Source organism: Nocardia sp. NPDC050713 (assembly GCF_040654315.1).
Lineage (GTDB): Bacteria > Actinomycetota > Actinomycetes > Mycobacteriales > Mycobacteriaceae > Nocardia.
This window is the reverse complement of sequence record NZ_JBFAHS010000004.1, coordinates 497835-520222: the sequence shown is the minus strand read 5'-3', so window position 1 is coordinate 520222 and position 22388 is coordinate 497835. Positions and strand designations below refer to the sequence as shown.

General features: G+C 69.1%; 25 protein-coding genes. 15 read left to right on the top strand and 10 right to left on the bottom strand.

What is annotated here, in order from left to right:
• Positions 1–71: 71 nt before the first annotated feature.
• Both AB0H49_RS11370 and AB0H49_RS11365 read right to left on the bottom strand, forming a co-directional pair.
• Entirely contained in the window at positions 72–632 is a 561-nt protein-coding gene (locus AB0H49_RS11370) for a hypothetical protein (RefSeq protein ID WP_357250046.1), read from the bottom strand.
• A 71-nt stretch (positions 633–703) separates the two neighbouring features.
• Positions 704–1732: a LysR substrate-binding domain-containing protein gene (locus AB0H49_RS11365; protein ID WP_357250043.1), complete on the bottom strand. Its 1029-nt coding sequence runs from the start codon at positions 1730–1732 to the stop codon at positions 704–706.
• Positions 1733–1852: 120 nt separating this feature from the next.
• Between AB0H49_RS11365 and AB0H49_RS11360 the strand changes: the two genes are divergently transcribed.
• The 4 genes from AB0H49_RS11360 to AB0H49_RS11345 all read left to right on the top strand — a co-directional run bounded on the left by AB0H49_RS11360 (position 1853) and on the right by AB0H49_RS11345 (position 5259).
• The gene (locus AB0H49_RS11360) at positions 1853–2746 is read left to right on the top strand and encodes a serine hydrolase (RefSeq protein WP_357250040.1); all 894 of its coding nucleotides are present in this window, start codon (positions 1853–1855) and stop codon (positions 2744–2746) included.
• 74 nt (positions 2747–2820) lie between these two features.
• Positions 2821–3795, top strand: a complete 975-nt coding sequence (locus AB0H49_RS11355; RefSeq protein ID WP_357250037.1) for an MBL fold metallo-hydrolase — start codon at positions 2821–2823, stop codon at positions 3793–3795.
• Between the two features lie 96 nt (positions 3796–3891).
• Positions 3892–4392 carry a hemerythrin domain-containing protein gene (locus AB0H49_RS11350; RefSeq protein ID WP_355002980.1) on the top strand — a complete coding sequence of 167 codons (501 nt, stop codon included), beginning with the start codon at positions 3892–3894 and terminating at the stop codon, positions 4390–4392.
• 39 nt (positions 4393–4431) lie between these two features.
• Positions 4432–5259, top strand: coding sequence for an SDR family oxidoreductase (locus AB0H49_RS11345; RefSeq protein ID WP_355002979.1), 828 nt, complete (start codon positions 4432–4434; stop codon positions 5257–5259).
• 58 nt (positions 5260–5317) lie between these two features.
• On the opposite strand, the gene AB0H49_RS11340 is transcribed toward AB0H49_RS11345, so the two are convergent.
• On the bottom strand, positions 5318–6331 hold the full coding sequence (locus tag AB0H49_RS11340; RefSeq protein WP_355002978.1) for a DNA topoisomerase IB: 1014 nt from the start codon (positions 6329–6331) through the stop codon (positions 5318–5320).
• A 244-nt stretch (positions 6332–6575) separates the two neighbouring features.
• On the opposite strand from AB0H49_RS11340, the gene AB0H49_RS11335 reads away from it, so the two are divergent.
• Complete coding sequence (locus AB0H49_RS11335) at positions 6576–6899, top strand: hypothetical protein (RefSeq protein WP_355002977.1); 324 nt, start codon at positions 6576–6578, stop codon at positions 6897–6899.
• 160 nt (positions 6900–7059) lie between these two features.
• Here the strand turns inward: AB0H49_RS11335 and AB0H49_RS11330 are convergent, their stop codons facing one another.
• A complete protein-coding gene (locus AB0H49_RS11330; protein WP_355002976.1) occupies positions 7060–7602 on the bottom strand; it encodes a YaeQ family protein in 543 nt (180 codons plus the stop codon).
• A gap of 52 nt (positions 7603–7654) precedes the next feature.
• Between AB0H49_RS11330 and AB0H49_RS11325 the strand changes: the two genes are divergently transcribed.
• Positions 7655–8578 (top strand): LysR family transcriptional regulator, encoded by a 924-nt coding sequence (locus AB0H49_RS11325; protein WP_357250032.1) that lies wholly within the window; start codon positions 7655–7657, stop codon positions 8576–8578.
• A gap of 21 nt (positions 8579–8599) precedes the next feature.
• On the opposite strand, the gene AB0H49_RS11320 is transcribed toward AB0H49_RS11325, so the two are convergent.
• From AB0H49_RS11320 to AB0H49_RS11310, 3 genes are read right to left on the bottom strand one after another with little or no spacing between them, the layout of a single operon-like run.
• Positions 8600–8908: a protealysin inhibitor emfourin gene (locus AB0H49_RS11320; protein WP_357250029.1), complete on the bottom strand. Its 309-nt coding sequence runs from the start codon at positions 8906–8908 to the stop codon at positions 8600–8602.
• 6 nt (positions 8909–8914) lie between these two features.
• Positions 8915–10066 carry a M4 family metallopeptidase gene (locus tag AB0H49_RS11315; RefSeq protein WP_357250027.1) on the bottom strand — a complete coding sequence of 384 codons (1152 nt, stop codon included), beginning with the start codon at positions 10064–10066 and terminating at the stop codon, positions 8915–8917.
• Between the two features lie 34 nt (positions 10067–10100).
• Positions 10101–11318 (bottom strand): hypothetical protein, encoded by a 1218-nt coding sequence (locus AB0H49_RS11310; RefSeq protein WP_355002972.1) that lies wholly within the window; start codon positions 11316–11318, stop codon positions 10101–10103.
• 202 nt (positions 11319–11520) lie between these two features.
• Between AB0H49_RS11310 and AB0H49_RS11305 the strand changes: the two genes are divergently transcribed.
• Positions 11521–13056, top strand: coding sequence for a DHA2 family efflux MFS transporter permease subunit (locus AB0H49_RS11305; RefSeq protein ID WP_357250023.1), 1536 nt, complete (start codon positions 11521–11523; stop codon positions 13054–13056).
• Between the two features lie 86 nt (positions 13057–13142).
• Here AB0H49_RS11305 and AB0H49_RS11300 read toward each other — a convergent pair whose 3' ends face one another.
• On the bottom strand, positions 13143–13574 hold the full coding sequence (locus tag AB0H49_RS11300; RefSeq protein ID WP_357250020.1) for an SRPBCC family protein: 432 nt from the start codon (positions 13572–13574) through the stop codon (positions 13143–13145).
• A 142-nt stretch (positions 13575–13716) separates the two neighbouring features.
• On the opposite strand from AB0H49_RS11300, the gene AB0H49_RS11295 reads away from it, so the two are divergent.
• Positions 13717–14808: an LLM class flavin-dependent oxidoreductase gene (locus AB0H49_RS11295; RefSeq protein WP_357250017.1), complete on the top strand. Its 1092-nt coding sequence runs from the start codon at positions 13717–13719 to the stop codon at positions 14806–14808.
• A 134-nt stretch (positions 14809–14942) separates the two neighbouring features.
• Positions 14943–15491 carry a YceI family protein gene (locus AB0H49_RS11290; RefSeq protein ID WP_357250014.1) on the top strand — a complete coding sequence of 183 codons (549 nt, stop codon included), beginning with the start codon at positions 14943–14945 and terminating at the stop codon, positions 15489–15491.
• On the opposite strand, the gene AB0H49_RS11285 is transcribed toward AB0H49_RS11290, so the two are convergent.
• Complete coding sequence (locus AB0H49_RS11285; RefSeq protein ID WP_355002967.1) at positions 15488–16081, bottom strand: helix-turn-helix domain-containing protein; 594 nt, start codon at positions 16079–16081, stop codon at positions 15488–15490. The genes AB0H49_RS11290 and AB0H49_RS11285 overlap by 4 nt on opposite strands.
• A 588-nt stretch (positions 16082–16669) precedes the next feature.
• On the opposite strand from AB0H49_RS11285, the gene AB0H49_RS11280 reads away from it, so the two are divergent.
• Genes AB0H49_RS11280 through AB0H49_RS11255 form a run of 6 tightly spaced genes read left to right on the top strand, consistent with a single transcriptional unit; the run spans position 16670 to position 21900 of the window.
• Positions 16670–18052 (top strand): sensor histidine kinase, encoded by a 1383-nt coding sequence (locus tag AB0H49_RS11280; RefSeq protein ID WP_357250009.1) that lies wholly within the window; start codon positions 16670–16672, stop codon positions 18050–18052.
• Positions 18052–18483, top strand: a complete 432-nt coding sequence (locus AB0H49_RS11275; protein WP_355002965.1) for a roadblock/LC7 domain-containing protein — start codon at positions 18052–18054, stop codon at positions 18481–18483. The genes AB0H49_RS11280 and AB0H49_RS11275 overlap by 1 nt, the downstream gene beginning before the upstream one ends.
• The gene (locus AB0H49_RS11270) at positions 18480–18830 is read left to right on the top strand and encodes a DUF742 domain-containing protein (protein WP_355002964.1); all 351 of its coding nucleotides are present in this window, start codon (positions 18480–18482) and stop codon (positions 18828–18830) included. Before AB0H49_RS11275 ends, AB0H49_RS11270 begins: the two co-directional genes overlap by 4 nt.
• On the top strand, positions 18805–19410 hold the full coding sequence (locus tag AB0H49_RS11265; protein WP_355002963.1) for an ATP/GTP-binding protein: 606 nt from the start codon (positions 18805–18807) through the stop codon (positions 19408–19410). The genes AB0H49_RS11270 and AB0H49_RS11265 overlap by 26 nt, the downstream gene beginning before the upstream one ends.
• Positions 19411–19412: 2 nt before the next feature.
• Positions 19413–20663 carry a cytochrome P450 gene (locus AB0H49_RS11260; protein WP_357250005.1) on the top strand — a complete coding sequence of 417 codons (1251 nt, stop codon included), beginning with the start codon at positions 19413–19415 and terminating at the stop codon, positions 20661–20663.
• 13 nt (positions 20664–20676) lie between these two features.
• Complete coding sequence (locus AB0H49_RS11255) at positions 20677–21900, top strand: cytochrome P450 (protein WP_355002961.1); 1224 nt, start codon at positions 20677–20679, stop codon at positions 21898–21900.
• Positions 21901–21939: 39 nt separating this feature from the next.
• Here AB0H49_RS11255 and AB0H49_RS11250 read toward each other — a convergent pair whose 3' ends face one another.
• Positions 21940–22320 (bottom strand): DUF1304 domain-containing protein, encoded by a 381-nt coding sequence (locus tag AB0H49_RS11250; RefSeq protein WP_357250002.1) that lies wholly within the window; start codon positions 22318–22320, stop codon positions 21940–21942.
• Positions 22321–22388 lie beyond the last annotated feature (68 nt).

Here is a 22388-nt window from a genome sequence, read left to right as displayed (position 1 = left end):
GTCGATTTCATGACCGAACCGCGGATCGAGATCACCGATCTTGCTCGGTGACGGCGCGCCGCGAATGTCGGTCAGGGCGTGGAGAAGCCGATCAGTGCGCCGATGCCCGCGCCGATCGGAACGGTGACCAGCGCGCCGACACCGCCGAGGAAGAAGCCGAGCACCGCGCCGATACCCGCGCCGATGAGCGCGCCGACCACGGCGTTGTGCTGCTTGCGCGCGACCGTCTCGTCGTAATCGACCAGCTGGCGCAGGTGCTGCGTCGTCGCGGCCGGGGCGCCGACCGGCGTCAGGGTGAGGGTCCGGCCCGCGTCGGTGATGCGCGGCGTCAGGCCGAAGGTCTGGCCGTGGGCGGTGAAGCCCATCGGCAGGGTCGCGACGATGTGACCCGAGGCGTCGGCGAGGGTGACCGTCCGCGCGTCACCGGCGAGCGTGAACGCGCCGCCCTCGACGGTGGTGACGATGCCGCTGCCGTCCGAGGTCGGCCCGGCGGTGTAGCCGATGCCCTGGTCGGCGCCGCGCACGGACACCTCGGCGGCTGGACCGGTGGGCTGGGCGTTGACGGCGCCCGCGGATATGCCGATGGCCCCGATCGCGAGCAGGGCGGAAGCGGCGAATTGATTGACTCTCATCGTGTTTCCCTACGTGTGTCGTTCGGGCAAGACAGCCGATGCGTCCCCAAGAGGCCGGTTCTCGGCCGTACTCATTCTCGCGTCCCACCGTGCGAAACGGGCGGTTTTGCGAAATCTCCACTCGCGAAACGCTTTTGCTGCGCCGGGTGAACGGTGTAGACCAAAGACCACGGTCCGGTCGGCGTCTCCGGTGCGGGCACCGGAAGTGGCCCGGCGCCTTCGCTCAGAACTTCGGCGGCGACCTGCGCGAAGCGCGGTGCGGCCGGGTGCGGCGAGGTGTCGGGCCACACGGCGCCGACGCGCAGCCGCAGCGGCTTGTCGACGAGGGGACGCCAGGCCACCCTCGGCTCGCGTCGGGCCAGTGCCTCCCGGGTGAGCGCGACACCGTTGCCCGAAAGCACAAGGCCGAGCAGGAATTCGGGATTCCGGGCATGCCGGACCAGGCCCGGAACGAATCCGTGTGTGTGGCACACCTCGAGCAATGCGTCGTGCCAGCCGGGAGCGGTGGCCCGAGGGAAGAGGATCAGCTCGTGTCCGGCGAGGTCGGCGAGGCTCACCTCGTGCAGGCGGGCCAGCGGCGAGGTGCGGGGCAGCGCGACGCCGAGGGGTAGTTCGGCGGTCGGCCCGTATCGCAGGTCGGGCGCGTCGACCGGATGCTCGACCAGTCCGACGTCGAGTTCCGCGGTGGCGAGCAGACGGAGCTGTTCGGCGGTCGTGAGTTCGTGCAGGTCCACGGTGAGTCCGGCGGCATGCTCGGCGAGTTCGCGAAGCAGGCGGTGCAGCACGGCGGCGGGTGTGTCCGGTGGGACACCCGCGCGCAGCGTTCCCAGACTGCCGTCGCCCGCCTTGCGCGCCACCGTGCGCAACCGCTGTTCCGCCGCGAGCAGTGCGCGCGCCTCCTCGATCAGCAGCTGCCCTGCGGTCGTCAGCTGCACGGCCCGCCGGGAGCGGTCGAACAGCGCGACGCCGAGTTCGCGTTCCAGCCGCTGGATGGACTGGCTCAGCGGCGGCTGCGCGATGCCGAGGACCTCGGCCGCCCTGCCGAAATGCATCTCCTCGGCCACCACCAGAAAATGGCGCAGGTGTCGCGTGAGATCCATCGGCCGACGATATGCGATCGGATATCGGGCGCTCGGGCGCGGGCCGGTCGATGGGCGCTGTCGGACGACGTTCGTCATCGGCCCCGCGGAGGGCCGGAGCGAATGCGTAGCGTGGCCGCTGTGTCACCCGAGGAGCACATCCGTGAGATCTTTGCCGAGCTGCCGGTGCGCGGCCGGTTCCATGCCGTCGACCTCGCCGACGGGCGCGAGATCGGCGTCGACGCCGACGACCAGGTGGTGATCGCCTCCATCTTCAAAATTTTGCTGATCCTGGAATTCAGCAGGCAGGTCGGCGCGGGTCAGCTCGACCCGACCGAACGCGTGCTGGTGCGCGCCGCCGACCGGCTCGGCGGCTGGGGCACCGCGGGCTGCGCCGACGACGTGGAGATGTCGCTGCGCGATCTGGCCTACTTCGCCATGTCGGTCAGCGACAATACGGCCGCCGACCTGCTGCTGCGCCGGATCGGACCGGACACGCCCGCGCTGCTCGCCGCCGAGCTGGGGCTCGGCGCGACCCGGGTGATCGGCGGACCGCGCCAGCTGCTGGAGACGATGTTCGCCGACGCGGGCGCGCGCACCGCCGGCGAATTCGCCGCGATCTTCCCGAGCCTGCCCAGGGGGCGGGTGGCGGACATGCGGGTCTTTCGTCCGGAACACACCACCTCCAGCACCGCGCGGGAGATCACCCGGCTACTCGGCATGATCTGGCGCGACGAGGCGGGCAGTCCGGCGGCCTGCGCCGCTACCCGAGATCTATTGCGGCGCCAGATGTTCTGGACCCGGCTGGCGGCTGCGTTCCCGGACGAGGTGCTGGTCGCCTCGAAGACCGGCACGCTGCCCGGACTGCACATGGAGGCGGGCGTCCTGGAGTACCCGGACGGCGGGCGCTACGCCGTGGCGGTGTTCGCGCGCAGCGACGAGCTCGCCACTCGACGCATCGACGTCGACCTGGCCATGGCGCGATCGGCGCGGCTCGCCGTCGACGCTCTCCGCGATAGTTCTGACCAGGTCTGATATCCGATCGCGTATCGGCATGGCGGGTTTTCGATCTTGGACGTGACCCGCGGCGGCCTGCTTGTCTCGTCGCCATGACATCTCCACGGATCAACCGACGCACCCTGTTCCGCACCACCGCCGCGGGCGCCGGAGTCGCGGCCGTCGGCGCGGCGGGCGCGGGCGCGTTCCTTTCGAGCCGGGATTCCGGCGAACCCGTCCGCCTGCCCGGTGCTGGGAACGCGGAATTCCGCTGGCTCGGCGTCTCGGGCTGGCGCGTCGACATCGGCGGCGACACGCTGCTCATCGACCCGTACCTGAGCAGATATCCGGTCGGTCTCGCCGCGGGCGCCTTCGACGCGAACGCGCCGCTGCGGGTCGATCCCGCGGCGATCGATCCGCACATCGGCAACCCGAAGTACGTGTTCGTCACGCACACCCACTGGGACCACTTCAACGACGTGCCGCACATCGCCGCGCGCAGCGGCGCACGAGTCTTCGGCACCCTGACGACCTATCACGTGGCGCAGGCCTGTGACGTGCCGTCCGATCAGCTGAGCGTGGTGCGCGGCGGCGAGGTGCTCGACTTCGGGGGCTACACCGTGGAGATCGTCGGTTCGCTGCACAGCCGGACCGGCCGGTATTCGCTCACCTTCCCCGGCGTGCGGACCAGCCGTCCCGAGCGCCCCGCGACCATCGCCGATCTGCCCGAGGGCGACACGCTGGCGTTCCTGCTGCGCGTCGACGGCGGGCCGTCGGTGTTCTTCATGGGCGCAAGCGATTTCGTCGAACGCAACCTGACGGGCGCCGCGCCCGACGTCGCCGTGATCGCGGTCAACAGCAGCGACGCCACGCACGACTACGCCGCGCGGCTGATGCGCGCGCTGGATCACCCGCGCACAGTGGTTCCGGTGCACTGGGACGATTTCGAATCCCCGCTGGCCAACCCGCCGCGCACCGACGACGAGAGCGCACAGCGCCGCGACACGCTGATCGCCGCGGTGCGCGCGGCGAGCCCGGAGACGGAGGTGATCGTGCCCGAGTATCTGACGCCGTACCGGTTCGGCTGATCGAAGGAGGCGAGGCCGAAGCCGGTTTCGGCGCGCGGCGAACGGGAATGACGGCAGCGAAGTCAGGTAGCCGTTGTCCCGATGGAGGAGTCACCGATGAGCACCGACGCGATCGTGCTGTTGCGCGAGGATCACAAGGCGATCCGCAAACTGTTCCGCGAGTTCGAGAAAGCGGGGTCGGACGCGCACACCACCAAGGCGCGAGTGGTCGACAAGATCATCGAGGCGCTGACCGTGCACACCTATCTCGAGAACGAGTGCATGTATCCCGAAGTGCGCAAGCTCGTCCCCGAACTCGAGGACGACATCCTCGAGTCCTACGAGGAGCACCACGTGGCCGACGTGCTCGTCATGGAGCTGGCCGCCATGAAGCCCGAAGACGAGCACTTCACCGCCAAGGCCACCGTGCTCATCGAGAACGTCGACCACCACATCGACGAAGAGGAGAACGAGTGGTTCCCGCAGGTGCGCGAACACCTCGGCCGCAAGCAGTTGCAGGAACTCGGCGCGCGGATGATCGAGCTGCGCAAGAAGGCGCCCACCTCGCCCGCCCAGCCCTCGGCGCTGAAGAAGGCCGTCGACGCCGTCGTCTCGTGATCGGAGTGTGACGGCAGGGCGGTCGGGTATGCCGCGAGCATGGCTACTACAGCTCCGCTTCCCGAAGAACGTGCGGGCGCGCCGCTGCGCGCCGTGGTGACCGGGTCGGACTCCGGTATCGGCGCGGCGGTGGCCGTCGCGCTGGCCGGTGGCGGCGCCGACGTGGGCATCACTTTTCACACCGACGCCGAAGGCGCAGAACGGACCGCCGAGGAGGCGCGCGAGCGCGGCGTCTCGGCGGCCGTGCGACAGCTCGACCTCGGCGACCTGCCCACCTCCGCCGCGGTCATCGATGAGCTGGCCGACGAACTCGGCGGCTTGGACGTCCTGGTCAACTGCGCGGGGACGGGTTCCGCGCAGAAGGCCATGGACATGGATTTCGACACCTGGCGCCACGTGCTCTCGGTCGATCTGGACGGTGCGTTCCTGTGTTCGCAGCGCGCCGCCAAGCACATGATCGAGGGCGGGCACGGCGGCCGCATCATCAACATCACCAGCGTGCACGAGCACGCGCCGCTGGTCGGCGCGGCGCCGTACTGCGCGGCCAAGGCGGGGCTGGGCGCGTTGACCAAAGTGCTGGCCCTGGAACTCGCCGAATACGACATCACGGTGAATTCCGTGGCGCCGGGGGAGATTTCGACGCCGATGACAGGTCAGGAGGATGTGGACCCGCGCTCGCAGCCACGCCCCGGCGTACCGCTCGGCCGTCCTGGCCACGCGCGGGAGGTCGCGTCCGTCGTCGCGTTCCTGGCCACACCCGCCGCGGGATACGTGACCGGCGCGTCGTTCGTGGTGGACGGCGGGATGCTGCTGATGGGACCGCAGGCCAGCGTGATGCTCGACGACGAGAAGTGGCGGCAGGTCTGAACCCGGGGGCGGCGGTGTGCCGAGCATTGGCGTCGATCACCCGGCTATCCGGCGCCGATTATCCGGCGCGGCGGCGCAGCAGGCGGATGACAGCGCGCTCGGTCAGCTCCCTGCGCTCGTCCTCCGACTCGCGGCGCGCGGCCCGCCGCAGCGCGTCGGAGATCGTGACGCCGTCCTCGAACGCCTCGACCACCCGCGGATCGATGTACGCGCTGCGTGCGACCGCGGGTGTGTTGCCGAGTTCCGCCGCGACGCGCTCGGTCACCGCGCGCTCGACGCGTTTGCGGCCGCGCTGCGAGGACGGCGGATCGGCCTGTCCGAAGCCGACGGCCGCCAGTACGGTGCCCTGCCAGGTGCGCAGATCCTTCGCGCTGCACTCGCATTCGGTGAGTTCGCGGAAGCGGGCGTTGATGTCGTCGGCGTGCAGTTCGCCGTAGCCCGTCTTGTCTCGGTAGGTCAGCAGCCGCTTCGACGGGGTACGGCTGCGCCGCACGGTCTGCACCACCTTGGCCAATCGCGCGTCGCGGAGGCGGGCCTGTCGCCGGATGCCGCCCTTGGCGGTGAAATCGAACACCAGCTCGTCGCCGTGCAGTTCCACGTTCTCCTTCAGCAGCGTGGCCACGCCGCGCGTCCCGTTCTCCTCGGCGTACTCCTCGCCGCCGATGCGGAACACCCCGCGGTCCAGCAGTCCGATGGCGAGCGCCTCCAGCCGGTGCCGATCGAGGCCGCGGCGGTCGAGGTCCGCGCCGAGCCGCTCCCGGAGCTGCGGCAGCCGGGCCGCCAGCTCGAGTACGCGGTCGAACTTCTCCTCGTCGCGTTCGCGCCGCCACTGCTCGTGGTACAGGTACTGCCTGCGGCCGGCCGCGTCCACGCCGACCGCCTGGATGTGTCCGTTCGGGTAGGGGCAGATCCACACTTTCCGCCATGCGGGCGGGATGACCAGGGCGCGAATGCGTTCCAGTTCTTCCCGGTCGGACACCGGCTCGCCTTCGGCAGTGAGATAGGAGAACCCGCGGCCGCGGCCGATCCGGCGCAGGCCGGGGCCGTACGGTGTACTGCGTCGCAATCGCATGCGACCGACCTCCCTCGGCTGCCCCGGGCGCGTTCGCCGCGCCCGCCCTTCCGCTCTACCCCGTTCGGCGCTCGGCAAAAGTGCGATCGGCTACTGTCTAGCTGCTCGTGTCCGGCCGGACGCACCCCGTCGGTGCGGCCTCGGGTGCGCCGAACGCTCGCCCGTCCCGCCCTGCAGGACCCGGTATGCGATTTCGCAGGCCGAATTGTTCATGAAACCGACTTCAGCCCATAAGATCTCGGCCATGACAAAACTCGCACACCGCCGGATCACCCTCCTCGCCGGAGCCGCCATCGCCGCCGTGCTCCCCGTGGTGGGGGCCGGGTACGCCGCCGCGGACCCCGCCACCGACGCCTACCTGCATGCGGCGAAGGAGGCCTGCGAGTCCGCGGGCTACCAGCTGAACACGAGCCTGGCGGCCGCGGGCTTCCGTTCGCCGAAGGCGCCGTGCGTGGATCCGCGCACGCTGGCGGTCGTGCGGGTGCCCGTCGCTGACGGCACGGCGTGCTCGATCCTGGACGGCGTCGTCACCCGCGAGGGCACCGCCTTCGACGGGGTGTGCAGGTAACCGTTCCGCCCTCGCTTACCACGGCCCTCCGCTGCCCAGCGCGCGGAGGGCCGTTGTCGTCCTTCGATCCGCATCGGTCACAGCGAGCCTCGCACGGATACCGAATCGGTTGCGGCCCAACCTTTCTCTCTACCGCGTGCCGCACCGCCGCACACCGCGGTCAGGTGAGGCGGTGTTCTTCGATCGGGGTGCTCAGGATCGTTCCGTTGAGGTCGAGGTAGAGCAGGCGTTCGGTGACAGAGAGCGTGATCGTGTTGCGGCGGTCGATGACGGGGACGGCGGCGTCGATGAAAGCGCGGTCGAAGCTGTAGAGGGGGATGTCGGCGGCGCGGTGGATGCGTTTGCCGGTGAGTTGAGCGAGCACCTTGGCGGGGTCGCGGTGGGTGTAGATGGCGACGCGTTCGGCCGATTTGCTGCCGCGGTGCACGCGGTCCGCGTCGGGTGCGCCGACTTCGATCCATGCGGTGCGGCGGCCGGTGAGGTCGCGCACCAGCACGGCGGGCTCGTCGGTGGAGGACACGCCGCCGTCGCTGAAGGCGATGCCCTCCTCGTACTCGAGGCAGTAGGCCAGTAGCCGCGTCAGCATGAACTCGGCCGTTTCCGACGGGTGGCGCGCCACCCGCAACTCCAGCTCCTCGTAGACGCCGCGATCGACATCGGCCAGATGAACGGTGAACGTGTGCAGTGTCGCGCTGAGAGCCATAGGAGCAACAGCTTAGCGACGGGTGCTATCGGCGGGGCAATAGACTTTCGCCGTGGCGGATCGGCGGACCCATGGCGTGGCGGAGCTGGCGCACCTGCGGACCTTCCTCGCCGTGTACCGCGCGGGGTCGATCACGGCGGGCGCCGCGCAGGTCGGGCTGTCGCAGCCGACGGTGACCACGCAATTGCAGATTCTCGAGCGGCGGCTGGGTCGTCCGCTGTTCGATCGGCTGCCGCGCGGCGTGGCGGCGACGGCCGCGGCGCACGAGCTGGCCGCTCGGTTGGCGGGACCGATGGACGCGCTGGAAGCGATCGCGGGCGGCGCCGAGCCGGAGGCCGCGCAGCCCGAACCGCCGGTGCTGCTGGCCGGGCCCGCCGAACTGCTTGCCGCCATGGTGGTGCCCGCGTTGGCGCCGCTCGTGGCCGACGGCGTCCGGCTGACACTCACCGCGGGCCTCACCGACGACCTGCTCGCCGGTCTGCGGGCCGGAACCTACGACCTGGTCGTGGCGACCACCCGCCCGCGCGGGCGCACAGTGCTCGCGGAACCGCTCGCCGACGAGGAATTCGTCCTCGTCGCCGCCCCCGCCGTGGCGCGGCGCGTCGACACCGCGCGGCTGCGCGCCGGAGATCCCACGGCGCTGGCCGGGCTGCCGCTGCTCAGCTACGCCGCCGACCTGCCGATCCTGCGCCGCTACTGGCGCCACGTCTTCGACACCCGCCTCACGGCCGAGCCCGCGTTGATCGTCGGCGATCTGCGCGCGGTGCTCGCGGGGGTGGTCGCGGGCGCGGGCGTCAGCGTGGTGCCGCGCTACCTGTGTGCGCGCGAACTCGCTTCCGGTGCGGTGACGGCGCTGCTCGAACCGGAGGACCCGCCGATCAACACCGCCTTCTTGGCCCGGCGTCCCGGAAGTTCGCCGCGTCGCCACGTCGAACGGGTGCGCCGCCATCTGCTGCTCGCCGCGCGGGACTGGTGATCTCGCGCCGACGTATGTGGGTCAGGAGGGCTCGCCGAGTTGCTCGACCACATCGAGCAACTCGGCGAGCGCCGGGCTCAGCGCACCGTCGGAGCCGACCAGAACATCGGTGCCGTCAGCGGTTTCGATCGTCAGGCGATAGGTCGCGGCATCGGGTGCGCGAAACGTCCGCAGTGCGGTGTCGTCCGCGCTGACCGCCGCCGCGACGGCACGCGCCAGCCGATCGGCGTCGGCCGCCGCGAGCGCGGCGGAGTCGACGATCGTCGGCCGGGCGGGCAGGCCGGGGACGTGCCCACCCGAGGTGGTCAGCGTGACTCTCACGGCAACCACGCCCGATCAGCGCCGCTCGTGGGAGATCAGGTCGACCCGGTCGCACAGCTGCTTGATCTGCGCTGTCAGATCGGCGATCTGGTCCACCGCCGCGCCGTTGCCCACGTCCCGTCGCTCCGCGACGTCGACGCCGACCTGCGCCCACGCGGACCGCACCGCATCCTGCTCCCTGCTGCCCGCGCCGCACAGGCGCCCGGCCCCGGCTACGGCCAGCTCGGCGAACTCCTGGAATTCCGTCCGGCCGTGGGCGTTGCGCAACGCTTCGTACCAGATGTGCCCCGGCGCCTCCCACGCGTAGCCGCCGATTTCGACGGCGGCCAGGTAGAACGCCTTGTTGGGGATCCCGGAGTTGATGTGCACGCCTCCCCAGTCACCGTCCTCGGAGACGGGCAGATCGGCGTAGTCGTCCATATGGCCCGGCTGCGGATCCTTGCCGAACAACGCTTCGTTCCACGCCGTGCCCGGCGCTTTCATGGAGCGCAACGCGTCGGCCGCGACAGCGGGGGTGAAGACGTCCGCGCCGATCAGCCAATCCGCTCGGTCGGCGGTCTGCTTCGCGTTCCACTGCTTCACCAGCGAGCCGAACACGTCGGACATCGACTCGTTGAGCGCACCGGGCTGGCTCTCGTAGACGAGATCCGCGGTGAACTGGGTGACGCCGTGCGCGAGTTCGTGGGCGATCACATCGAGCGACTTGGTGAAATCGGTGAACACCCGGTCGTCGCCGTCGCCGAAGATCATCCGGCTGCCGTCCCACAGCGCGTTGTTGTATCGGCGACCGTAGTGCACGTAGCCGTGCAGCTGCATGCCGCGGTCGTCGATCGACTTACGTTGCAGCACTTCGGAGAAGAACGAGCGCGTCGTGCCGAGACCGTCGAAGGCTCGGTTCACCGACGCGTCGGCGACCGCCGCGCCGGATTCGCCGCGGACCTGGCGGGCCGCGGCGAGATTGCGGGACGAACGGCAGTCGAAGACGGTACGGGCGGCGTCGGTGGGCGGAGCCGCGAGGGGCAACACCGCGGTCAGGCGACGCTCGGTACGCATGCGCGTGTCCGAGACGAGGGTTTCGATCGCGGCGCCGCGGACGTCGGGATTCGGGCTCTGGAGCAGAAGATCCAGCAGATAGGGCGGGATGATGCAGTTGCGGCGTGTGGTCACGATCGTTTCCCTTCGTTGCTAAAAGGACTGCTTGTCAGGGGAATTCGGTACGAGCACGGTTGATCAGGTTCGGGATGTAGGAACCTCCGCTCGCGTAGTTGCGTCCGCTGTCGTGCGAGCTCTGCACGGCGACGGCGTGCGGAACCCCGTCCCACCAGGCGAAGAACGGGCCGCCGGACTGGCCGACCGCGACATCGCCCCAGTGGTGCATCTCCTGGTTCGAGTCGGCCTGCGAGTTGTGGCCGTCGAGGGAAATGCTGCTCTGCCAGGTGGGGCGCAGCCCGCCGAAGTCGGCGGGATAGCCGACGTGGCTCCACCACGTCTGGCCGTCCCACGCGTCGGTGTACGACTTGGACCCCAGCCACCCGGTCCGGTCACCGATCCGCCAGTTCAGCACGACCACGACGTAGTCGTGGCGCCGCTCGTCCTCGTCGAGACCGCCGGTGACTTTGCGGTGGTAGTAGGTCCGGATCGCGTGCGCCTTGCCGAACGGCCCGGGCTCGCGATCGAAGAACGCGGGCACGAACTCCAGCCAGCCCACCGATCCGTCGTTGTTCCAGACCATCACGTGCGAAACGGTCAGCAGGTGCCTCGGACCGACCATGACGCCGGAACCGGCACCGTTACCGGTGGTCACCCGGCCGTTGCAGCCCCACGGGTAGGCGGTGTCCCACAGCACCTGGCGGTTCTCGGGGAGGAAGACCGTCGTCGGACGGGGCGCGTCGAGCGACGGGTTCGCCGGGGCGGTGGGGAAGCGGGTCGCCCGCACCTCCTCGGGCATCGGCTCGGGAACCGAGCGCACCGCGAGGTGCTTGGGCACCCCGGCGTCGGTGCTGACGCGCGGCAACTCGGCGGTGGCGCGTGCGATGGCCGATTCCAGGTCGGCGAGCTGTTCGGGCGTCGCGACCTTGCCGTCGAGTTCGCGTTCCAGGCGCTTTTCTTCGCGCGCCACGATCTCGGCGTCCGGGGGATCGACTCGCTCCGCGGGCACCGCGGGCGGGATGGCGCGGGCGCCGATCCGGCTCGGCCGGTAGCTGATTCGGACCTCGGTCGCGGGTTGCTCCGTCGGGGCGCCCGCGTCGAAGCCGCGGACGACGACCGAGGATTGCTCGATGTCGGCGCCGTCGGCCGGGACGTCGACAGTCGTCTCGAAGACGAGGCCGTCCGCGGGCTCGGCCTCGCGATCGGGCGGCGTCGCGGCGAGTTGCTCGGGAGTGCTGGGTGGGTCGGTGAAACGAAGACTGCGCGGCATGTCGGGCCCCTGAATCGAAAGATTGGAATTCGCGCTCCCCGGAGGGCGTGCGATTAGAAGTCTCCGCCGGTGCGCCCTGCGCGCCACGCGTAGGCGACTACGCCAAAACCGCGTCCGCACTACTCACGTCGCGGCGATTTCGGTCCCGCGACGCGAGTGAAATCGTCTGGTTCTTCGGGCGAGAAAGTGCCACTCTTAACCGGTGACACAACCTCCGGATATTCAGGCGGCGGGACAAGATCCGTCCTCGGACACATTGGACGCCGCCGTGTTCAAGGTGGCGGGCGTGGTCGTGCTCGGCGCGATCATGTCGATCCTCGACATCACCGTCGTGACCGTCGCGCTGCCTACCTTCCAGATCGAGTTCGGCACCAGCTACGCGATCGCCGCGTGGACCATGACCGGCTACACCCTGGCGCTCGCCACCGTCATCCCGCTCACCGGATGGGCGGCGGACCGGTTCGGCACCAAACGCCTCTACATGGCCGCGCTGACGTTCTTCGTGCTCGGTTCGCTGCTGTGCAGTACGGCGTGGAACATCGAGTCGCTGATCGCCTTCCGCGTCATCCAGGGCATCGGCGGCGGCATGCTGATGCCGCTCGGCATGACGATCATGACCCACGCGGCGGGCCCGCAGCGGGTCGGTCGGGTGATGGCGGTGCTCGGCGTGCCGATGCTGCTCGGCCCGATCGGCGGCCCGATCCTCGGCGGCTGGCTGATCGACGCGTTCAGCTGGCACTGGATCTTCCTGATCAACCTGCCGATCGGCATCGTCGCGCTGGCGCTGGCCTACCTCGTGTTCCCGGCCGACGAGCCGGAGCCCTCGGAGTCGTTCGACTTCCTCGGCATGCTGCTCGCCTCGCCGGGTCTGGCGCTGTTCCTCTACGGCGTCTCCACGATTCCGGAGGCGGGCACGGTCACCGCGAAGAAGGTGCTGATTCCGGCCGCGATCGGCCTCGTGCTGTTGGTGGCGTTCGTCTTCCACGCGCTGCGCACCAAGCATCCGCTCATCGACCTGCACCTGTTCCGCAACAAGGCGCTGACCGCCTCGGTGCTGACCATGGTGCTGTTCGCCATCGCCTTCTTCGGCGCGGGTCTGCTGCTGCCGAGCTACCTGCAGCAGGTGCGCGGTGAGTCGGCGCTCGCGGCGGGTCTGCTGATCGCGCCGCAGGGTCTCGGCGCCATGCTCACCATGCCGATCGCGGGCAGGTTCGTCGACAAGTACGGTCCCGGCAAGATCGTCATGATGGGCATCGTGCTGCTCGCGGTCGGCACCGCCTTCTTCACCCAGCTCGAGGCGGACACGTCGTACGTGATCATGTGCCTGGCGCTGCTCGTGATGGGTCTCGGCATGGGCTGCACCATGATGCCGATCATGACCGCCGCCATCCAGACGCTGACCCACCAGCAGGTGGCGCGCGGTTCGACGCTGATGAACATCATCAACCAGACCGCGGGCTCGATCGGCACCGCGACCATGTCGGTGGTGCTGACCAACCTGCTGAAGGACCAGACCCTGGCGGGCCCGGCGATCGCCGCGAATTCCGATCCGGCCATCGCGCAGCAGCTCGGACAGCAGGCCATCGCCACCGGTCTGGACCAGGCCGCGCAGGCGTTCAGCGACACCTACATCGTCGCGCTGGTCCTCATCGTGCTGACCCTGGTCCCGGCGTTCTTCCTGCCGCGGACCAAACCGGCGAACACCCAGGACGCCGACGCGAAGGTGCTCGTGCACTGAGTCCGGCGTCAGGGCGACAGATTCGGGTCCGCGGCGAATACGCCGTGGACCCGAATCGTTTCGCTCCGGCCGTGATCGGGCAGCGGTTACGCGTAGAGCGTGACGAACTTGTCCAGCGAGCGCTCGATGTCGCCCTTCACCGCGCGCGCCACGCCCGAGCCGATCGGGCCGAACAGCGGCGCCCCGCCGAGTTCGATGTCGACGGTCACCTCGGATCCAGAGCCCTTGGGGGCGACCAGAAGTCCCAGCGAGAACTTGGTGCCGCCCTTGCCCGCGCCGCTGAGCACCAGCTTGCGCGGCGGCTCCGCGGTCTTGACCTTCCACGTCACGCGGTTGCGCATGCCCTTGACCGACGCGACGCCGACCAGCTCGGTTCCCACCGTCAGCGTCTCCGGCACCTCGCCGCGCCACGACTCGTGCATGGTCAGCCACTTGTCCAGCTCGGCGAGGTTGGAGGTGTGCGACCACGCCTCTTCCGGGCTGATCGGGACGTCGACGGAGACCTTGAGCTTTGCCATGCCGCGCATGGTATCCGGTACCGGCGGTTCGACCTGACTCCGATCGCGGTGGCGATCTGTGAGCCCTGTCACGTCGGAATAGGCGACGCCGCAGCGGAGTTACTATGGTTGCCAAGTCAACCAATTAGTCCGAGGAGGCCTCGTGCAGTTCGGAGTCTTCACCGTCGGTGACGTCACCGCGGATCCCACGAACGGCCGCACCCCCAGCGAGGCCGAGCGGATCAAGGCGATGGTGACGATCGCGCAGAAGGCCGAGGAAGTGGGCCTGGACGTGTTCGCGACCGGCGAGCACCACAACCCGCCGTTCGTGCCGTCCTCGCCGACCACCATGCTCGGCTACATCGCCGGGCGCACCGACCGCATCCAGCTGTCCACCGCGACCACGCTGATCACCACCAACGATCCCGTCAAGATCGCCGAAGACTTCGCGATGCTGCAGCATCTGGCCGACGGTCGCGTCGACCTGATGCTCGGCCGCGGCAACACCGGACCCGTGTATCCCTGGTTCGGCAAGGACATTCGCGACGGGATCGCGCTCGCCATCGAGAACTACCATCTGCTGCACCGGCTCTGGCGCGAGGACGTGGTGGACTGGGAGGGCAAGTTCCGCACGCCGCTGCAGTCCTTCACCTCGACCCCGCGCCCGCTCGACGACGTGCCGCCGTTCGTCTGGCACGGATCCATCCGCAGCCCCGAGATCGCCGAACAGGCCGCCTATTACGGCGACGGCTTCTTCGCCAACAACATCTTCTGGCCGAAGGAGCACTTCCAGCGGCTGATCGAGCTGTACCGCAGCCGCTACGAGCACTACGGGCACGGCGCCGCCGATCAGGCCATCGTCGGTCTCGGTGGACAGGTGTTCATGCGCAAGAACTCCCAGGAGGCGGTGCGCGAATTCCGCCCGTACTTCGACAACGCGCCGGTCTACGGCCACGGCCCCTCGCTGGAGGAGTTCACCGAACAGACCCCGCTCACCGTCGGCAGCCCGCAGCAGGTCGTCGACAAGACGCTGACCTTCCGCGAGCACTTCGGCGACTATCAGCGCCAGCTGTTCCTGATCGACCACGCCGGGCTGCCGCTGAAAACCGTTCTGGAGCAACTGGACCTGCTCGGCGAGGAGGTGGTTCCGGTGCTGCGCAGGGAATTCGCCGCGCGCAAGCCCGCGCACGTGCCGGACGCACCGACGCACGCGTCACTGCTCGCCGCGCGCACCGCGACCGAGCCCGTCTCGTGACCGCGGGACGCCTGCCGGGCTGACCGGAGGAAAGCCGCGCACCGGCCGGGTGCGCAAGAACACCGGGTGACGCCGAGGACGTCGCACCCGAGCGCCGTACTAGTTGAAATTTCTACCAACCGAAGGAGAACATCATGACCACCGCAATCGCCAAGGGACTGACCGCGGGCACCTGGGTCATCGACCCCACCCACTCGACCGTCGGCTTCTCGGTACGCCACCTGATGGTGAGCAAGGTCCGCGGCCGGTTCACCGACTTCGAGGGCAAGCTCGTCATCGGCGAGGACGGCGCCGCGTCGGCCGAGGCCGAGATCCGGGTGACCTCGCTGACCACCGACAACGAACAGCGCGACGCCCACCTGCGCACCGCCGACTTCTTCCACGCCGAGCAGTTCCCGCTGATGACTTTCAAGTCGACCGGATTCCGGGTGAACGGCGAGGAATTCGTCGTCGACGGCGAGTTCACCATCCGCGGCAACACCAAGCCGGTCTCGCTGAACGTGGAGTTCCTCGGCGTGAACCCCGGCATGGGCAACGGCCCGGTCGCCGGCTTCGAGGCCAAGACCGTGGTCTCCCGCCGCGAGTTCGGCCTCGACATCGATATGCCGCTGCCCGATGGTGGCGCGGTCATCGGCGACAAGGTGACCCTCACGCTGGAGATCGAGGCCGGTCTCCAGAGCTAGGTCGAGGTCTGCCCCGGCCGGTGGGCGGCGATCAGGGCGCGCGCCATCTCGCGAGCGCGGCGCGCGGCCTGTCGATCGCCCTCCGCCGCGGAGACGATCGAGCCCTTCATCAAGATGTGCCATGACCTGGCGAACTCGTCGGGTTCGCGGAGACCAGCGCTGTGCGCGCGGGCCCGCACCACACCGCGGATGTTGTCCAGGTGTTCGATGCTCGCGCGCCCGGCCGGATGCTCGGCGCCCATCTCCAGCAGCACGTTGATGAACGTGCACGCGTCGAAATCCGGGCCGTTGAACCACTCGTCGAAGACATCGAAGATGGCGAGCAACCGCTCTTCGGGGGTCTGCCCGAGTAGTCGGGAACGCTCCTCGACGAAACCGAAGGTCCACAGCTTCTCCCTGCGCCGCAGGACGGCGAGCACCAGATCGTCCTTGGTGCGGAAGTGCCGGTAGAGCGTCGCCTTGGCGATGCCCGCGCGAGCGATCACCTCGTCGATGCCGACATCGCGGATACCGCGGCGAGTGAACAGCGAGTAGGCGGCGGCGAGGATCCTTTCCCGTGCAGCGGAAGTGGAATCCGTCTGGGCCGTCATGGAGCCAGCGTAACCGCTGGACAGACGGGCTTCGGCACCGGTGGCGGCCCGGCGGCAGCCGCCACGGCGCCCGACCGTGCGCGCCGCGACGTCGGTCGCGGAGCGGTTCCCTGGCACCGTTGCGAATTCGGCGAACAATGGCAGCCCGACTGTTCGATTTCACTCCGAACAGCCACTTCTCGGCGGCCGCAATGAACTGCGCTGCTTGGGTTTTCCTGTGCCCGTTTGGATTTTGCTACGAATTGCGAAGCCGGTCATCAGGATCCGTCGTGACTTCGCTGTGATGCTGCTAGGGTGGGCGAGTCGTCGGGTTCTGGGCGTGTCGGACTGGCTCCGGTCGGTCGGTGATCGATTCGCTGATCGCCTGCGCTGCGGGCACTGTGAGGTGAGCGGTGAGCCTCCGGTGGTGCTTGTCCGCGAGCGCCAGATCCTCCGACGCGCAATGGATCCGATCAGGCGTCACACGATCGGTGTCGTTCGGAAAGACAAGACGGAGATCTGTGGTGGCAGGGTGCGGGTTCGGACGGGGACCTTAACGGGGGCGGTGCATCGGGGGGAGGCTCGATCCCGTCAACGACGAGAGAACTGATGAATCTGGATATCGCCGTACTACTTCCATGGATCCTCGCCACGGTGCTTGTCGTCGCGGTCGGGTACACGATCGCCGCGCTGCGCCGAGAGCGGGCCAGAGCCGAGTCTTTGCTGGAGGACCAGCGCAAACGTGACGAGGCGCTGGAGCGTTTCGCCGGGCAGACCATGCCGGCGATCACCGACGCCGTCCGGCGCTACGAGCCGCCGACCAACACGATCGAAGTGCCTACGGGACTGCAGAATTCGCGACTGGCCCAGTGCCTGCAGTGGATCGGCGATCGCTACGCCGACGACTTGCGCCTCGTGCAGTCCGAGTCGAGGGAACGGACGATGGTCGACGCCGAGGCACACGCCAGGCAGGCGATCAACGCCGCCGAGGAGGCGGTGCGCGCCGAGGTCGGAGCCGCTGCCCGCGACGCGACCAGTGGCGCGGTCCGCTCCTTCGGCACCTCCGTGGTGAGCCTCGGCGCCGACGTCAGCCAGGTGGTCAGCGCCGCGCTGCGCCAGCACCGCAACGACGACGTCTACGCCACGCTCACCCGGATCGACCACACCGTCCAGCAGATGATCCGCCAGGCGCAGTCCTACGTGATCGTCTGTGGCGGCCTGCCCGGCAGGCGCTGGCCCGCGCAGTCGCTCACCGACGTGGTCGGCGGCGCCACCGGCCGCGTGCGCGACTACCTGCGGGTGCGCACCACCCAGCTGGACCGCGTGGTCGTCAGCCGAGCGGTGGAACCGCTCGTGCACACCCTGGCCACCCTGCTCGACAACGCGCTGCGCTACTCGCCGCCGACCTCCTTCGTGGACGTCAGCTTCCAGGAGGGACATCACGGCGTCACCGTCATCATCGACGACGCGGGCGTGCGGATGAACGCCGAGCAGATGGAGGAGGCCAGGCAGGTGCTCGCCAACGAGCGCCCGGTCGACATCCACCAGCTCGGTCCGTCGCCGAAGGTCGGTTTCCCCGGTGTCGCCGCCCTCGCGCGTCGCTACGGGTTCACGGTCTACATCGACGGGCCCAACGCCTACGGAGGCATGCGCGCGATGGTGTACATCCCCGAGGCCCTGCTCGCCGCACCGAGCGGGGGCGACAAGACGACGACGGCCGCCACCCCGGTCGAGGCTCCCGCGCCCGCACCCGCGCCCCAACCGGCGCCCGCACCGCGCGAAAAGGAGCCGGAGGACAGCGCGTTCGCGGTGCACGAGATCACCGAGGGCGGCCTGCCGAAGCGGCGCCGCCGCGAGGTGGCGCCCGCGATCGGCACGCGCGCAAGGACTTCCGGCGAGCCCGCGAGGCCGGATATCGCCGCCGCATGGCACACAGGTTCCAAGAGCGGCCGCGCCGCCGCCGCCGAACACACGGAAGGGATGACACCTTGATGGGCACACCGACTACCACCGTGGCCGACAGCAGCAACAAGCTCGGCTGGCTACTCGAGGATCTCAGCATTCCAGGCGTCCGGTTCGCGGTATTGCTGTCCGATGACGGGCTGCGGATCGCGCACTCGAAGGGCATCGCCCGCGACGACGCCGAACGCTTCGCCGCGGCCGCCTCCGGCCTGCGGTCTCTGGGCAAGGCGCTAGGCGAGTTCTGCGGCGGACCGGAAACGGGCCTACGTCAGAACATGACCGAATACGACGACGGGATGATCTTCATCACCGCCGCCGGGGAGGGCGCCCTGCTCGGCGTCTCGACCACCGCGGACATCGACGTCAGCCTCATCGCGCACCGGATGAACGAACTGGCCGGGCGCGTCGGGCACGAACTCGGCAGCCAATCGCGGCAGAGGACAGACAGCGGCCTGTCATGACCAGGTCCCGCCGCGACCCCGACCTGGTTCGGGCTTATGTGCGCACCGGCGGGCGTTCGCGTGCCACTCGCGAACTGGATCTGGTCACGCTCGTCGTCGCGGCGCTGGCTCCCGCGCCCGGCGCGAGCCCGGACGCACGCCGCGTGATGAACCTGTGCAGCGGTCGCGGCGTGCTGTCCATCGCCGAGATCGCGGCCTATCTGGACCTGCCGCCGTCCGTGGTGAAGATCGTCGTATCGGATCTCATGGACGGCGGCCATCTCACCACGCCAACCCCGGCCGAGAACCTGCCGGAGATAGCCCTTTTGGAGGAGGTACTGAATGGGCTCCGCGCTCTCTCGGCCTGAACGAGTCGTCGACTATGTGCCGGAGACCGTGACCCGATCGGTCAAATTGCTGGTGGCAGGCAATTTCGGTGTCGGCAAGACGACCTTCGTCAGCAGCATCTCGGAGATCAAGCCGCTGCGTACCGAGGAGACCATCACCGAGGCGAGCATCGGCGTCGACGACATGGCCGGTCTGCCCGGCAAGACGCAGACCACCGTCGCGATGGACTTCGGCCGTATCACGCTGAATCCGCAACTGGCACTGTATCTTTTCGGTACACCGGGTCAGCAGCGCTTCGTGCCGCTGTGGGAGGAGCTGGCCCGCGGCGCGCTCGGCGCCCTGGTGCTGGTCGACACCCGGCGCATCGAGAAGGCCGACGAGGTGCTCTCGGTGCTGGAGGAACGCGGCGTGCCGTATTCGGTGGCGGTCAACCAGTTCGAGGGCGCCAAGCAGTACCCCCTCGACGAGGTCCGCGACGCGTTGGATCTCGCCGAGGGCACACCACTGACCACGTTGGACGCGCGGCATCGAGGCACGTGTCTGCAATCGCTCATCACACTCGTCGAATTCCTGTTCCACCGTCTGGAGTCCCGACTTTGACAATGCCTCCGCACACGGCGCCCGCGGGTGTCTGCCCCGTTCCGCACGGTTCGCCGATCGACACCGACGGCCCGCGGGTGCCGCTGTACACCGAGGAGTTCGCCGCCGACCCGCACCGCGCCTACCGGCAGATGCGCCGCCAGTTCGGCTCGCTCGCGCCGGTCGATCTGGCGCCTGGCATCCCCGCCACCCTGGTGATCGGATACCACACCGCGCTGCGAATCCTCAACGATCCCGAGCACTTTCCGGCCGATCCGCGGGCCTGGCAGCAGAACGTTCCCGGCGAATGCCCGATCCTGCCGATGCTGGAATGGCGCCCCAACGCGCTGCGCAGCGCCGGTCTCGAGCACACGCGCTACCGGCAGGCCAACCTCGCGGCGATCGCCGAGGTGGATCTGCACGCCATGCACGCCACGATCGAGCGGGTCGCCGTCCCGCTGATCAACGCCTTCTGCGCCGACGGGGCGGCGGACCTGATCAGCCAGTACGCCTTCCCGCTCGCGTTCGCCGTGCTCAACGAGATGCTCGGCTGCCCGGCCGATATCGGCCAGCAGGTGGCCACCGGCATGGCCGCCATCTTCGAGGGCGTGAACGCGGACAAGGGCAACGCCATGCTCACCGACGCCCTGCTCGAGCTGACCACCCGCAAACGAAACGAGCCCGGCGACGACATCGTCTCCCGGCTGCTCGGCCACGCGGCCGGACTCGACGACGTGGAGATGATCCACCAGCTGGTCACCCTCTACGGCGCGGGCATCGAGCCGGAGCAAAACCTGATCGTGAACACGCTGCTGCTCATGCTCACCGACGACCGCTTCGCCGGAAACCTGTTGGGCGGCAGCCTGTCCACCCGCGACGCGCTGGACGAGGTGCTGTTCACCGACCCGCCGATGGCCAACTACTGCGTCTCGTATCCGAAGCAGCCCATCCTGATCGACGGTGCCTGGCTGCCCGCGCACCAGCCGGTGGTGATCAGCATGTCGGCGTGCAACAACGATCCGGCGATCGACGCGGGCGACTACACCGACAACCGTTCGCATCTGGCGTGGAGCGCGGGTCCGCACGCCTGCCCGGCGAAGTCGGCGGCCTATCTGATCGCGCAGGACGCGATCGACCAGCTGCTCGACGCGCTGCCCGAGATGCGGCTCGCGGTGCCCGTCGATCAGTTGACCTACCGCCCTGGGCCTTTCCATCGAGCTCTGGTGTCCCTTCCGGTCACCTTCCCGAAATCCCCTCCGCTGAACCTGTATTAAGGAGAGTGCCCCGATGGACAGTCAGCCCCTTGTCCTCGATCCCACCGGCGCCGATATCCAGGGTGAGTCCGCGCGTATCCGTGCCCGCGGGCCGGTCGTGCTCGTCGAGTTGCCCGGTGGTGTGCGGGCGTGGTCGGTGACCGATGCCGAACTGTTGAAGAAGCTGCTCGTCGACCCCCGGGTGTCCAAGGACGCGCGCCAGCACTGGCCCCCGTTCATCAACGGCGAGATCCCGCAGGACTGGCCGTTGTTCCTGTGGGTCGCCGTGAACAACATGTTCACCGCGTACGGCGCCGACCACCGGCGACTACGCAAACTGGTGGCGCCCGCGTTCACCCATCGCCGCACCGAGGCCATGCGCCCGCGCATCGAGGCCATCACCGCGGCGCTGCTCGACGAGCTCGCCGCCGCCCCGGCCGGTGAACCGGTGGACCTGCGCGAGGGTTTCGCGTATCCGCTGCCGATCCAGGTGATCTCGGAACTGATGGGCGTGCCGGAGGCGCTGAACGCCGGACTGCGCACCTGTGTGGACGGCATCTTCGACACCTCGCTCACTCCCGAGCAGTCGCAGGCCAACTACATGGAGATGTACCGGATCCTCGGTGAACTCGTCGCCTACCGGCGCGAGCACCCCGGCGACGACATGACCAGCCTGCTCATCTCGCACCGCGACGAGGAGGACGGCGCCCAGCTCACCGAGCAGGAGCTGATCGACACGCTGCTGCTCGTCATCAGCGCGGGCCACGAGACCACGGTGAACCTGCTCGACCAGGCCATCTTCGCGCTGCTGACCCGGCCGGAGCAGCGCGCCGACGTGGTCGAGGAGCGGGCCGCGTGGAGCGATCTGATCGAGGAGGCGCTGCGGTTCGAGGCTCCGGTCGCGCACTTGCCGCTGCGTTTCGCGGTCGACGACATCGAACTCGACGGTGCGCGCATCGCCAAGGGCGAGCCGATCCTGGCGTCCTACGTGGCGGCCAACCGGGATCCGAAGCTGCACGGCGACACCGCCGACGAATTCGACGTGCACCGCGCCACCAAGGAGCACCTCGCCTTCGGTTACGGCGCGCACCACTGCCTGGGCGCTCCGCTGGCCCGCATGGAGGCCGCCGTCTCGCTGCCCGCGATCTTCGCGCGGTTCCCGAAGATGGAACTGGCCGCCGAGCCGGGGGAGCTGGGCTCGGTGCCCAGCTTCATCTCCAACGGCCACCGCCGCCTGCCGGTTCACCTGAACCCGTAACCGGGTGGGGGAGGGCCGCTTCGGCGACCCTCCCCGCGTTCAGAGCTGGGTGATGAGGCCCGCGATCAGCGTGAGCGCGGGCAGCGTCCCCTGGATCAGGGCGGCTTTGACGAAACGCCGGTCGTTCGCCACCAAGACGCCCGCCGCGGCGATCATCGAACCGCAACCGATCAGCAGCAGCGCCCAGCCCGCCTGCGGGAGCGTGGGCAGCAGCAGCGCGCCGATCAACGTGCCGATCGCGAGGAACAGGTTGTACCAGCCCTGGTTGAAGGCCCAGGGCTGGACGGCCCCCAGATCCTCGCGCTCGACGTAGAACGTCCCCGCGTACACCTTCGGCTCGGCGAATCGCAGCGATTCGAGCACGAAGATGTAGCCGTGCAGCAGCGCCGCGAGCACGGCGAGTATCTGGACGGTGAGCAACTGCCCCTCCTCGGTGGGCGCCGATGCGGCGACGCGATGTACCGGATGTAGTCGAGCCTTGTGCTTCC